Source organism: Prochlorococcus sp. MIT 0603 (assembly GCF_000760215.1).
Lineage (GTDB): Bacteria > Cyanobacteriota > Cyanobacteriia > PCC-6307 > Cyanobiaceae > Prochlorococcus_E.
Genome location: NZ_JNAW01000004.1, coordinates 355,103 through 367,908, shown reverse-complemented (window position 1 = coordinate 367,908; position 12,806 = coordinate 355,103). Strand labels below are relative to the sequence as shown.

14 protein-coding genes are annotated in these 12,806 nt (G+C 37.0%); 6 read left to right on the top strand and 8 right to left on the bottom strand.

The window, feature by feature from the left end:
• A complete protein-coding gene (locus EV07_RS08900; protein WP_036919605.1) occupies nt 1-627 on the top strand; it encodes a TVP38/TMEM64 family protein in 627 nt (208 codons plus the stop codon).
• A gap of 2 nt (nt 628-629) precedes the next feature.
• On the opposite strand, the gene EV07_RS10010 is transcribed toward EV07_RS08900, so the two are convergent.
• Genes EV07_RS10010 through EV07_RS08890 form a run of 3 tightly spaced genes read right to left on the bottom strand, consistent with a single transcriptional unit; the run spans nt 630 to nt 3,303 of the window.
• Nucleotides 630-788 carry a hypothetical protein gene (locus tag EV07_RS10010; RefSeq protein WP_193742732.1) on the bottom strand — a complete coding sequence of 53 codons (159 nt, stop codon included), beginning with the start codon at nt 786-788 and terminating at the stop codon, nt 630-632.
• A 4-nt stretch (nt 789-792) separates the two neighbouring features.
• Complete coding sequence (gene ligA / locus EV07_RS08895) at nt 793-2,859, bottom strand: NAD-dependent DNA ligase LigA (RefSeq protein WP_052043931.1); 2,067 nt, start codon at nt 2,857-2,859, stop codon at nt 793-795.
• 21 nt (nt 2,860-2,880) lie between these two features.
• On the bottom strand, nt 2,881-3,303 hold the full coding sequence (locus tag EV07_RS08890; RefSeq protein WP_036919602.1) for a hypothetical protein: 423 nt from the start codon (nt 3,301-3,303) through the stop codon (nt 2,881-2,883).
• A 128-nt stretch (nt 3,304-3,431) separates the two neighbouring features.
• Here EV07_RS08890 and EV07_RS08885 point away from each other — a divergent pair, with 128 nt between their 5' ends.
• Nucleotides 3,432-3,980: a SprT family zinc-dependent metalloprotease gene (locus EV07_RS08885; RefSeq protein WP_036919601.1), complete on the top strand. Its 549-nt coding sequence runs from the start codon at nt 3,432-3,434 to the stop codon at nt 3,978-3,980.
• Nucleotides 3,981-4,072: 92 nt separating this feature from the next.
• The gene (locus tag EV07_RS08880) at nt 4,073-4,594 is read left to right on the top strand and encodes a hypothetical protein (protein WP_036919832.1); all 522 of its coding nucleotides are present in this window, start codon (nt 4,073-4,075) and stop codon (nt 4,592-4,594) included.
• Here EV07_RS08880 and EV07_RS08875 read toward each other — a convergent pair.
• The 5 genes from EV07_RS08875 to EV07_RS08855 all read right to left on the bottom strand — a co-directional run bounded on the left by EV07_RS08875 (nt 4,591) and on the right by EV07_RS08855 (nt 10,179).
• Nucleotides 4,591-5,157 carry a chorismate lyase gene (locus tag EV07_RS08875; RefSeq protein ID WP_036919598.1) on the bottom strand — a complete coding sequence of 189 codons (567 nt, stop codon included), beginning with the start codon at nt 5,155-5,157 and terminating at the stop codon, nt 4,591-4,593. The two genes, EV07_RS08880 and EV07_RS08875, sit on opposite strands and share 4 nt — an antisense overlap.
• 35 nt (nt 5,158-5,192) lie before the next feature.
• Nucleotides 5,193-7,196 carry a tRNA uridine-5-carboxymethylaminomethyl(34) synthesis enzyme MnmG gene (mnmG, locus tag EV07_RS08870; RefSeq protein WP_036919596.1) on the bottom strand — a complete coding sequence of 668 codons (2,004 nt, stop codon included), beginning with the start codon at nt 7,194-7,196 and terminating at the stop codon, nt 5,193-5,195.
• Nucleotides 7,197-7,242: 46 nt separating this feature from the next.
• Nucleotides 7,243-8,661, bottom strand: a complete 1,419-nt coding sequence (dnaB, locus tag EV07_RS08865; RefSeq protein ID WP_036919593.1) for a replicative DNA helicase — start codon at nt 8,659-8,661, stop codon at nt 7,243-7,245.
• Nucleotides 8,662-8,721: 60 nt separating this feature from the next.
• The gene (gene rplI, locus EV07_RS08860) at nt 8,722-9,180 is read right to left on the bottom strand and encodes a 50S ribosomal protein L9 (RefSeq protein ID WP_036919591.1); all 459 of its coding nucleotides are present in this window, start codon (nt 9,178-9,180) and stop codon (nt 8,722-8,724) included.
• A gap of 66 nt (nt 9,181-9,246) precedes the next feature.
• Nucleotides 9,247-10,179 (bottom strand): acyl-CoA desaturase, encoded by a 933-nt coding sequence (locus tag EV07_RS08855; RefSeq protein ID WP_036919589.1) that lies wholly within the window; start codon nt 10,177-10,179, stop codon nt 9,247-9,249.
• A gap of 85 nt (nt 10,180-10,264) precedes the next feature.
• Here EV07_RS08855 and EV07_RS08850 point away from each other — a divergent pair, with 85 nt between their 5' ends.
• The 3 genes from EV07_RS08850 to gcvH are packed head-to-tail and all read left to right on the top strand — an operon-like array spanning nt 10,265 to nt 12,715.
• Nucleotides 10,265-10,990, top strand: a complete 726-nt coding sequence (locus EV07_RS08850) for a hypothetical protein (RefSeq protein ID WP_036919587.1) — start codon at nt 10,265-10,267, stop codon at nt 10,988-10,990.
• 41 nt (nt 10,991-11,031) lie between these two features.
• Entirely contained in the window at nt 11,032-12,297 is a 1,266-nt protein-coding gene (locus EV07_RS08845; RefSeq protein WP_036919830.1) for a methionine gamma-lyase family protein, read from the top strand.
• Nucleotides 12,298-12,325: 28 nt separating this feature from the next.
• Complete coding sequence (gene gcvH / locus EV07_RS08840; RefSeq protein ID WP_036919586.1) at nt 12,326-12,715, top strand: glycine cleavage system protein GcvH; 390 nt, start codon at nt 12,326-12,328, stop codon at nt 12,713-12,715.
• Nucleotides 12,716-12,806 lie beyond the last annotated feature (91 nt).

Below are 12,806 nucleotides of genomic sequence, written 5' to 3'. Positions count from 1 at the left end.
TTGTTAGATTTTAACTACCAATTTGTAGAAAACTTTTTTCAAAGTCAATTTCACTTCTTTGGTACACCTTTAGGAGTCATTGCTTTTATTATATTTTATGCAATCTGGGTAATTTTTCTTTTACCAGGCTCATGGATGACGATGATTGGGGGATTTATATACGGCTCATTTTTAGGTAGCTTATATGTATTTGTAGGAGCTATTTTAGGTGCAATCATCACATTTGTTATAAGCAGACTGTTTTTAAGGACTTGGCTTATAAAGAACATAGATAGATTGCCTAAATTTCAATTAGCTGAAAAAATAATTGATAATGAAGGTCTGAAAATAATAATTTTGACTCGTTTATCACCACTTTTTCCTTTTGGCCTTTTAAATGTTGCATATGCTCTAAGCAATGTAAGCCTTAGAGATTTTATAATTGGACTATTAGCTATATTCCCAGGAACATTCTTATACTCTTCATTGGGATCATTGGCTAGTGAGATTTCAAGATTCAATGAAATACTTTCCAATAGAAATGATTTATTTTCTTTTTTACTGACTTTAATAGGATTGTTATCAACCTTCTTAATAGTTTTTTTAACAGCCAGATCTGCTAGTAAACTTTTACAAGATAAAAAATAGTTTTATTGATTATTCTTTATATTCAAATCTCGGATTGATGCTATTAATATAAACCAAGCCAGCCTTGCTTTTGCAATAAATCCTTCTTTTGAAGCTAAATCATTATATTTTGCCCTTCCGCAGCTTGTTTTGATTAAGGAGAAAATAATTTTATTAGACATATTTTTAACCTTTCAAAAGCCTGGTGAAATCTTTTTCATTAATAACTTGTATTTCTAGTTCTTTGGCTTTTTTTAGTTTGCTACCTGCTTTTTCTCCCGCAATGAGATAATTGGTTTTTGAGCTAATGGCTGAATTAACTTTACCACCAGCATTTTCAATCATTTCTTTTATATCTTTACGAGATAATGTTGGGAAAGTACCTGTAATCACGAATACTTTTTGATTGATTGCTTTGATTATAAGTTCTTTACCTTTATTTTGGGAATAATAGTTGAGTACATTATTCGATAAAGAAATTCCTAATACTTTCAGATCTTTGATTAATTCCTCATTTGTTGGATTCTCAAACCATTGGCATAATGAATCTAATATCTCATTGCCTATTCCATAGATATCAGATATCAATTCAGGTGTATCCAAAACTCCAGCTTTCAATTTTAATATATCTGGAAAAACCTTAGCAATTGCTTTTGCATTAGCTTCTCCTATATGAGAAATCCCCAAGCCATAAAGTTGTTTATGCCAAGGTTGCTTTTTAGATTCTTCCAATGCCAACAATAGTTTTATAGCTAATTTTTCTCCTATTCGATCTAGATTAGCGATTGTGTCTTTATCTAATTTATATAGCTCTGATATAGAGGTAATAAGCTTTTTCTCTACCAATTGCTGAATAATTTTATCTCCAAAACCTTCAATATCCATTGCATTTTTGCTGACCCAATGGCATAAAGTCCCTTTAAGGATAGCTGGGCAACAAGAATTTATACATTTAGTTATTGCCTCAGTAGATACTTTAACTACTTCTGAATTGCATTCTGGACATCTTCGAGGCATGCATAGTTTTGTTGTATTTTGTGGCCTTAGTTCTTTAATTACTTTTACAACCTCTGGGATGATTTCTCCCGCTTTGCGAACGATAATTGTATCTCCAGAGTGAATATCCAGGTCAGCCATTCTTTTTGCATTGTGCAATGTTGCTCGACTGACAAGAGTACCGGCAAGATGTATTTGCTTGAATTCTGCAACAGGTGTGATGGCACCAGTCCTTCCAATTTGGAATGACAATTGTTCAAGTTGAGTAGGAGTTTCTTCTGCTGGATATTTAAAAGCAATTGCCCATTTAGGTGCTTTTTGGGTTATTCCTATAGATTTCTGCAACTTAAAATTCTCTACTTTGACTACGACTCCATCTGTGGCATATGGCATACTGTGACGCCGCTGTTCCCAGTCGTTGCAGAATGCTTTCACTTGTTCTAGTTGTGGAGTTAATTGTGCATTTGGATTTACTTTGAAACCTGCTATTTTTAGCCACTCCAATGCTTCAAATTGACCTTCAGGTTTTTTAGGGTCATCTTTACCGGGTATCCATTCTTCTGGTAGGTGAATAGTGTATGCAAAGAAATCTAAATATCTCGATGCAACTATTTTGGGATCTAATTGTCTCAGAGTCCCAGAGCAAGCATTTCTTGGATTTGCAAAAACTTGTTGATCATTGCTTTCTCGCTCTTTATTAATTGCCTCAAAAATCTCATTTGGGATAAAGGCTTCACCACGAACTTCTACCCAATTTGGTGGATTTTCTAGTTGAAGAGCTAGTGGAATAGATCTGATTGTTTTTACGTTAGATGTAATTTCCTCTCCTTCTGTTCCATCCCCTCTTGTCGCTGCATTTTGTAGAACTCCATTTTCATAACTCAGAGCTATTGCATTACCATCAATTTTGAGCTCACAAACCATTGTGAGCTCTTGATCAAAAGATTTTTGAAGCTTTGCATGCCAATTCTTTAGCTCTTCTAAGTTGAAAGCATTCTCAAGACTTTGTAAGGGAATTCTGTGTTTAATGCTTTTAAAGCCTATTGATACCCTTTCACCTAACCTTTGAGAAGGACTATCATGGGTAATAAGAGCAGGGTATTGTTTTTCTAGTTCGATGAGTTCTCTATATAGGCGATCATAAACAGCGTCTTCAATGAAAGGTGAATCAAGTACGAAATAGGCATGATTAGCTTTGTTTAAGAGACTCCGCAGTTCTGCAGTTCGCTGTGAGTATTTCTTAGGAATTTCTAACACTGAATTGGATGAGGAATTTTATTATTTGTTGGCTTTCCCAATTCGATTGATTCTCCATTCTTTTTCAATTTTTGTGAAAGTGAACTCTAATGGTAATTCTGTTTTTTTATCTTCAGACCTCAGATTTAAAGTAAGGATGATTTTCTTGTCTTCTATGCGTGGCCGACCTGATTTCAAATTCTTGTATTTATTCAGTTCAAGTCCTTTTAAGAATTTTAAAAAATCTTGTCTATTTACATGTTGTTTATAGGTTTTTGTTGTGAGTCTATATGCAGCATCTATTCGTCCGGAGGCTATTTGATCGAAGAATTGCTTTACAAGAGGGTTTATCCCCCGGGCTCCGATAACTAGCTTTATGGCGTTAAACGTCCAGAATAGAAGCAAAGCAGATCCTCCATAAAGGAGTGTTTTGATTCCGATTGCTTTAACTAAAGCCCCTTCCATTGTTGAAATTTGATTAATGAAGAAAGTTAGTTTTACTAACTTTAAGGAGTAAGACTATTCCACACTAAGTCTCTTTTAGTCACAATGTGATCACTTCGGTTACGTAATTTCTTCTAAATAATGAATTAATGGCTTTAATCCCTCTGTTGCCAATATTTCATAGATTTAATCGTGAGTATTTTGACGGATCACTGGTTAAAGGATTGAAACCACTTGTTTCTGTGAGGTGGAGTGACGGGAGATTGCGCAATACTGCCGGTTTTTATCGTCATGGCAGGAAATCTCGAGGAAATAGGGTATGTGAAATTGTTTTATCAAGCCCAATTTTAGAGAATCTTCCTAGCAGTGCAGTCGAAAGTACTCTTTGTCATGAGATGATTCATGCATGGATTGATCTTGTTTTAAAAGTTTCCGAGGGACATGGTCCTAACTTTTATGCACGAATGAAAGAAATAAACTCTGCACAGAATAAATTTCAAATTAGTGTTCGTCATCAATTTCCAGTTCCCGTAAAGTTGCCCAAATGGTGGGGAATATGTCCTTCCTGTGGCCTTCGTTCTCCTTATAAACGTCTTGTAAGAGGTTTGGCATGTAAGCATTGTTGCGATGCTTTATATGATGGACGTTGGAATTCCAATTGCGTTTTAATTTATGAACCTGTTTCAGAAAACTGCTAAGTACAGATTGTTTTGAGATTACATACTTATTGAATCTTGTAAAGCTTTCTTTTTTTCATTCATTCAAAGGAAAATTCGATAAATTTAAATATATGAATCGCAGTCGATACCCAAATCAGCGTCGATCCCGTTCTCGAGATGCTATAGAACGCAGAATGGATCAATTAGTGGAAACGGGTAAACAATTAGTTGATGGAGTTGCCGGGAACCGACCAGGTCAACGTAGTAAAGACAATCGTTATGCCTTGAATAATATGGGTCGTTGGGTAGGTCAGAAGATAGATTGGTTTTTTGAGGAGGAAGAATGGTCTGAATCTACAAAGCCGCTTAATGATGTTGATATGATTGACAATATTCCTATGAAAAAAAGACCTTTAAAAGCAATTTCTTTGCGAGTTCCCAAGATGATTCAAGGCGAACCTGCATCTGTTCGCGATCATATTACGGATCCTGAGCTCACCGAAGAATGGCCTGATGATTCAGCTTTTACGGTTGACAGGTGGCAACGCGGTCGATCAAAAAGGACAGGATTTAAAGAACCTAAAAGTATTTCTCAGAATGATAAAACTGACAATAAACGTTCTTTACCTAGGTCTAGTCGAAGGAGATATTAATGAGAAGGGGATTTAATAACTTGATTTCGCATAGAGTTTCCCAGCCATTTTTCAAGTACAGGATTAAAAACTTCTCGTATTACAGTTAACTCTTTCTTATTACGAAAAAATCTATAATGTCTGCTCCAAAATGGACCTTGGTTTTCAAATTTATCTTCTAGCCATTTGGCGTTGACTAATGCAAGGCCATCAACCTCACGAAATAATTCAGAACGGCCTTGTGTGAGACTTTGCCATATTGGCTCATTTTTGTTTTTAAGATGATACTCAGCTTCTGTTTGATTCCACCAACTTTCAGCCCATGCGAGAGTTTCCGATTTACATTGAAGCCAAACTTGCCGTCTTAGCAATGGGGCTTGAAGTTCATTGATCTCTGTAGGTGCTCTGTTGTTGATAACCGAGTTAGGTTGCATTGTGATTAGCTCTATTTTCACTTCATGACCAGTTAAGAGACTAATATGTCTTGTTGGACTTCCATCTCCTAGCAACATCAGTTGCCATGCACCAGGCAAGTCGATTGCAACCTTACCTGATAGTACTGATGAAGTTACGGCTTCCCAGATTGGCTTAGGTGATTCAAAGAGTACTTGTTCCAGAATTACCTCCGCACCTTAAATGGAATTGTTGAATTAGATTTATTATTACTTTCGTGTGCTGCTGTTTTGGAATTGATTTTACTATTTTGGATTTTAACCCATACAAGCAAAGCGGTTAAATCTGCTTTACTTACTCCTGGTATTTGTGCAGCTTCACCGAATGTTGAAGGTCGAATGGAATTTAACTTTTCTCTTGCTTCTTGGGATAGTGTGCCTATATTTGTGTAATTTAGGCCTTTAGGAAGGACCCTATTATTTTGTTTTTTGAGTTGTTCAATTTGAGAGTGCTGGCGTTCAAGATAACCACTGTATTTAATGTCAATTTCTACACCTTCCAAAATGTCGTGTGGAAGATTTGAATTTACTAATCCATATCGAATTAAATTAGACATATGAATACCTGGGCGACGTAAAAGATTCGCTAGTGTGATTGAACCTTTGATATCAGCACCACTCTCTTTTGCAAGCTTTAAAGAAATCGTATTATTTTCTTTAATACGCTCTTTTTCTAATCGATTTTTCTCTTCAACTAGGGCTTTTTGCTTTGCTTGAAATATATTCCAACGACGTTCATCAATCAGCCCTATTTTGTGACCTAGTTTCGTGAGCCTTCTGTCGGCATTATCCCCTCTAAGCACTAGTCGATATTCACTTCTACTGGTTAGAACTCTATAAGGTTCTCGTAGGTCTTGTTTTACAAGGTCGTCAATCATTGTGCCGATATAACTTTCTTCTCGTGCAAAATGAATTGCTTCTTTATTTTGAATCCTTTGTGATGCATTGATACCAGCAACTAGACCTTGAGCAGCAGCTTCTTCATAGCCTGTTGTCCCATTAAGTTGTCCGGCACAAAAGAGCCCTTTGATTTTCTTTGTTTCCAGTGAAGGTAAAAGCTGTGTGGCCGGTAAGTAATCATATTCCACTGCATAAGCTGGACGGAGCATTATGCAATTGTGTAGACCAGGAAGAGTCCTAAGTAATTGCAATTGAATATTTTCTGGTAACCCTGTTGAAAATCCTTGGATATACATTTCAGGAGTATCTTTACCTTCTGGCTCTAAGAAAATCTGATGTGACTCTTTTTCGGCAAAACGAACAATCTTATCTTCTATCGAAGGACAGTAACGTGGACCTTTGCTATTGATAAATCCGCCATAGATAGGAGTTAAATGCAAATTATCTTTAATTAGTTGATGTGTTGTTTGGGTTGTGCGAGTTATGTGACAACTCATTTGCTCACTACTTTTCCAGTTCTCAGGATCGAAAGAAAAAAATCTATCAGCTGCATCACTAGGTTGTTCTTCTAATGAATTAAAATCAATGCTATTGCGATCTACTCTTGCAGGGGTTCCAGTCTTGAGTCGATTGGTTTCAAACCCAAGATTTTGTAATGCTTCTGTTAGTCCTGTTGCAGGTTGCTCTCCTGCACGCCCAGCATCCATTGACTGACTTCCGATCCAGATTTTTCCTCTTAGAAAAGTTCCAGTTGTGAGAATTACTGTTTTAGCGAGATAGATGCTTCCAAAATACGTTTTGATTCCTTCTATCTTGCCAATTGAATCTACAAACTCTTCGTCTGTATCTTTTTTTTCATTAATTTCGGATACTTCAAGACCCGTTACCATTGCTTCACGAAGAGTCAAATTTGGAGTGTTTTGAAGGATTTGAAGCATCTCATGTGCATATCTCCGTTTATCGGTTTGTGCTCTCAGCGCCCAAACTGCTGGTCCTCTACTAGCATTTAAGATTCTTTTTTGTATCGCTGTTGAATCAGCTAAGGCACCTATAACTCCGCCTAGTGCATCTATTTCATGAACCAATTGGCTTTTGGCTGGACCTCCAACTGCAGGATTGCATGGTTGCCATGCAATCCGATCAATATTTAGTGTGAATAAAGCCGTTGAAAGCCCTAACTTTGCAGTTGCAAGTGCAGCTTCACAGCCTGCATGACCACCTCCAACAACAATTACATCAAAACTTTCTTTGTTATCGCAAGGAGTATTCATATCACAGGAGATGGCTCTAATTTAAAGATTTTTTACTTGGTTAGTGTTAATTTGCAAGGTTCCTGAATCTTGTGAATTCCGGTTCAAAAAGCAACTTAACTGTTCCTATCGGTCCATTTCTATGCTTTGTAACGATCACCTCTGTGATTCCTTTGTCGGGAGTTTCTGGATTGTAATACTCGTCTCTATAGATCATTAACACGAGATCTGAATCTTGTTCTATTGATCCTGATTCTCTTAAATCGCTAAGCATGGGTCTTTTATTAGTGCGAGATTCTACCCCTCTACTTAACTGAGAAAGTGCTATCACAGGTACTTTCAGTTCACGAGCCATTGCTTTCAACCCTCTTGTAATTCTTGAGAGCTCTTGAACTCTATTGTCAGGTGTTGAGCCTTCCATAAGTTGAAGGTAGTCAATTACAATTAAACCAAGTTCTTTTCCTTGTTGTTCAGCAATGAGTCGTCTGCAGAGAGATCGCATTTCAAGTACCCCTAAGTTGGGTTTGTCATCAATAAAAATAGGTAGTTGACCAAGTGTATTAATTCCTTGTCCAAGTAAAGGCCACTCATCTTGGTTTAATCTCCCTGTACGTAGCCGTCCGCTTTCAATGCCAACTTCCATTGAGAGGAGTCGATAAGTTAGTTGTTCTTTGCTCATCTCTAAACTGAATACACACACAGGTAGATCATGGAGTTGCGCAACATTTTTTGCCAGATTTAGTACGATTGATGTTTTTCCCATTGCTGGTCTACCAGCAACAATTATTAAGTCACTTCTTTGTAAGCCTTGAGTTATTGCATCTAAGTCATAGAAATTTACTGGAATTCCTGCCACTGAGGTTCCAAGTGATCGACTTTCAATTTCATTGAAAGTACTTGTGAGAATCTCCGAAGTAGGAATCAGTCCTTTGGATGGTTTCTCCTGACTAATTGCAAATATTTTTTGCTCGGCTTTATCTAATACTTCTTCCATTGGCATATTTTGGTCAAACCCAAGCTTGATTACTTCATTGCCTGACCGGATTAGTTGTCGACGTAGAAACTTGTCGCTAATTAATTTTGCAACTTGCTCAATTGATGCAGTAGAAGAGATTTTCTCTACCAGTTCAACTAGTCGATTGTTGCCTCCAATTCCTTCTAGTTCGCCTGTATCTGCTAGCCATGCACTCATAGAGGTTAAATCGGTTGGCTTACCTTGACTATGGAGCATCAAAGCAGTTCGGAAAATTTGACGGTGGGCATTTAAGTAAAAAGCCTCAGGTTGAACCAAGTCTGCTATTCGACTAATTGCATCTGGGTCTAACAAAATACCGCCAATTACTGCTTCCTCTGCTTCAAGATTTTGAGGAGGAATTAAATCAGGTTGATTTTCAAAATCTCTTACTTGATTGTTTTCATAGCGTCTATTTGCTATTTCTTTCTTTGTGCCTTGTTCTTCGTTTTTAGGAAAAGGAATATTAACCATTTGACTGATGCGATCGGATAAATAAGTACTTGGCTGAAAAGCTCACTTTTTAACTAAGTTTTAGCTGCCAATTACTTCAAGATTAATTTCAGCTGTTACTTCACTATGCAGCTTGATTTGTACTTTATATTTTCCAGTTCCATGAATTTCAGGAACAATAATATTTCTTCGATCTATTTCCTTTTCAGTGGCTGTCTTGATTGCTTCAGCTACATCACCATTAGTGACTGTGCCAAAAAGCACTCCATCTTCTCCTGTTTGCTTTTTAATACTAAATCTTCCAATGGTTTTAAGAGCTGTTTCAAAATCAAGAGCATCTTTTTTCTGAGCAGCTTCAAGTTCAGCTTTTTTGGCTAAACGATGTTCAACTTGTTTTAAAACAGCAGGGGTTACAGATAAAGCTTTTCCCTGAGAAAGAAGAAAATTACGAGCATAGCCAGGAGTGACTTCAACAACATCGCCGTCCTTTCCAAGACTTAGTACGTCTTCTTTAAGTACAACTTTTACTCGTTTCGCCATCTTGTTGGAAATGCAAGGGATCTAATGAAAGAATTTGACTTCATGTGAAAATTCTTATTCTTAATCTTAAGGCTTCATAGGTAATCTTATTTTTTTCGCTAGCCCTAAAGCATGAAGAAATCTTATATGTTGCCAAGTTAAATCTATTTGACCTTTAAAGAGTCCTTGTCGAGCTGAATTTGGATATGCATGATGGTTATTGTGCCAGCCTTCACCAAAAGTAAGAGCTGCAACCCAACCATTATTCCTAGATCCATCTCCACTATCGAATGCGATGGTACCCCAGCAATGAGTTGCGGAATTGACAAGCCATGTAACGTGATAAACCAAAACTAATCGCAAGGGTATTCCCCAAAGAACCATTGACCATCCACCTGCATCAGTTGAACTGCCAATCAAGAAGAGCAAAGCTCCTAAAGGAATTTGTAATAACAAGAAGTTTTTGTTTAGGAACCTGTAATAAGGATCTTTAATCAGATCTCCACTGAAATTAGGAACTGTTTCTAATGCTGGTATGGGTTCAAACATCCATCCCATATGACTCCACCAAAAACCTTTTTTACTATTGTGGTGATCAGCGTCTGTGTCTGAAAAAGTATGGTGGTGCCTATGAAGACCTACCCAGTCAATAGGACCATGTTGACAACTTAAAGCCCCGCAGGTTGCAAAGAAACGTTCTAGCCAATGAGGGACACTAAATGCTCGATGTGAAAGTAATCTGTGATATCCGAGAGTCACGCCAAGACAAGCTGTCATCCAATAAAGAATTAATAAAACTGCAACATTCTGAATGCTCCAGAATTTAGGCAGTAGAGCAAATATTGTTAATGCATGGATTGCTCCCATGAATCCAACAGTGCCCCAACGACGTTTGAATTTTTGGGGGTACCTTAATTGCTTTTTATTTTTCACTTGCAGTTTTTGTGAAGCAGCAAGTGCTTTATCTGCAGATACTGGTCTTCTTAACGGAGCTGTTGCTTCTATCACCCTTGACACCACATTGACCTTGTTAACATTAGCTTATTATAGTACGTGATATGAATTTGTATCAGAGAACAACTTTGATCCTTTGTATGATTTTGTTGTGAGCCAAGGTTTTCGAGATCGATTAGTCAAGGGGCGAAGATCTATGGCCCATTTGATTCATATTTGGCATGAGCGTAATGGATGGTCTCATAAAGTTTTGCCAGCTCTATCTGATTGCCTTGACTTGGGTAGAGTCCATAATTCTCAGATTTCTAATCTTCGCAATGGAAAGCTTGCTTCGCCTGGTCCTGAGGTTTTTCTAGCTTTATCTCAAGTCAATCATATTCTTTATCAAGGTATTGATGTGATAAGAGATCGTCTTGAAGATGATAACCCTGAATTGCTTAAGGTTCTCTTGGAGTCTGCTCTTCCATTACTTGGCGACGATGAGACCCCGTTATCTGCTGGGCATTTGTTTGAGATTTTTGTAGGATTAGCTCCTTTACCATCTTTATTTGATTGGTTTATTGAAGAAGAAGAGGCAGGTAATATAAGCGCGGCCTTGGCAGATTCTTTTTGCAATAGAAGATCATGGAGGCAATGTCGTGAAGAAGTTATGGCTGCATATCCTGTAAAAACAGTTGAGAGAAGAAAAAGATTTGCAGCTGTAATGGCAGGTTTGAAGGACTATACCGCTGAAGAACTAGATGGAGAATTGTTGGATTTGTTTGCTACGCACCAAAAGATTGCCCAGTCCACTTTTCAAACTGCCGACTTATTTTTACAAAGTTTGAGATCTAGATTTGTATTACTACAAGAATCTGACCAATTCCTAAAGAATTAATTGTGAAAAATCAAAGTAATAATTTCTTTGCTGATGATTTAATTAGTTATAAGGTTATTGAGCTTGTTTCTAATGTAGAAGAAAGTTTAAGAGAAACAATTGAGAAAAGAACTAATGGTGTTTCATCTAGACTTCAAAAGGTTTTAAATGCTTTTGCCATTGAAGGTTTAGGTCCTCATCACTTTAATTCTCTAACTGGTTATGCTCATGGAGATATTGGGAGAGACTTAATTGACAAAGTATTTGCAATTGTTTTAGGTGCAGAAAAATCTGCTGTTCGTATGCAGTTTGTTAGTGGTACACATGCAATATCTGCTGCATTATTTGGAGTATTGAGGCCAGGGGATCATTTGTTATCGCTAACAGGCAAGCCATATGACACTCTTGAGGAAGTTATTGGATTGAGAGGGAAAGGTAAAGGATCTTTATTCGATTTCGGCGTTACATATAGCCAAATATCGGTTATCAAAAATGGAAATATAGATTTTCAATATTTGGAAGATGCCTTAAAACTACCTCAAAAAATGGTATTTATTCAAAGAAGTTGTGGTTACTCTTCTAGACCTTCTTTATCTATTCGAATTATTAAAGATATCTGTAATTTTGTACATAGTAAGCAGCCTGACTGTGTTTGTTTTGTGGATAATTGTTATGGAGAATTTGTTGAAGAGATTGAACCTAATGAGGTAGGAGCAGATTTAATTGCAGGATCATTAATTAAAAATCCTGGAGGAACTATTGTTCCTACCGGCGGTTATATAGCAGGAAAATCTGACTTGGTAGAGATGTCATGTTGTCGATTAACAGCGCCTGGTATTGGAATGGATGGAGGTACTAATTTTAATTTAAATAGACTGATTTTACAGGGATTATTTCTTGCTCCTCAGATGGTTGCAGAATCATTAATTGGGGCAGAAATTATTGCTGGTGTTTTCAAGGAGCTTGGATTTGATGTAAAACCATTACCTGGTGAATTTAGAAGTGATGTAATACAAACTGTTTCTTTAGGAAGTGCAAATGCTCTTCAAGTAGTTTGTCGCTCTTTCCAACTTTCTTCTCCTGTTAGCTCTTATTTGAATCCTGTACCATCTTCTATGCCAGGCTATGAATCCGAGTTGATCATGTCTGGAGGAACATTTATTGATGGAAGTACAAGTGAATTCTCTGCAGATGCACCATTACGTTCGCCATACAATCTTTATGTGCAAGGAGGAACGCATCGTGCTCATGTGAAAATTGCAATTATTCAGGCTGTTATTGCATTAGTTAATGAAGGGATTGTAGATTTATCAAAGAATAAAAAATAGTTTTAAAGCTTCCTATTTATTTAATTGCATGATTTTTAATTTTCCCGATGATTTTCTTTTTGCAGATACCCATGAGTACGCACATATTGAGAATGATTTAGTCCGTATTGGTATTAGTGCTTTTGCAGTTGACCAATTAGGTGACATAGTTTTTGTTGATCTTCCAGATCAGGGCTCAACCCTAGAGCAAGGCTCGAGTTTTGGAACAGTTGAGTCGGTAAAGGCTGTAGAGGATATGAATGCCCCTATTAGTGGGGAAGTCCTTGAAATTAATTCCTCAGTTCTTGAGAGTCCTGAAGCATTGCAAAATGATCCTCATGGTGAAGGCTGGCTTCTCCTTGTTAGACCAACAGATATAAAGCAGCTTGATCAATTGCTTTCTTCAGATTTATATTCAAAAAAGGTTGCTTCTACATAATTCTCTTTATTCAAATTATCTTCATGTAAGAGCGAAATTTTCTACGATCATTTAAATCGTTTTATTTGCTTCCAAAACTAAGACTCTGCTT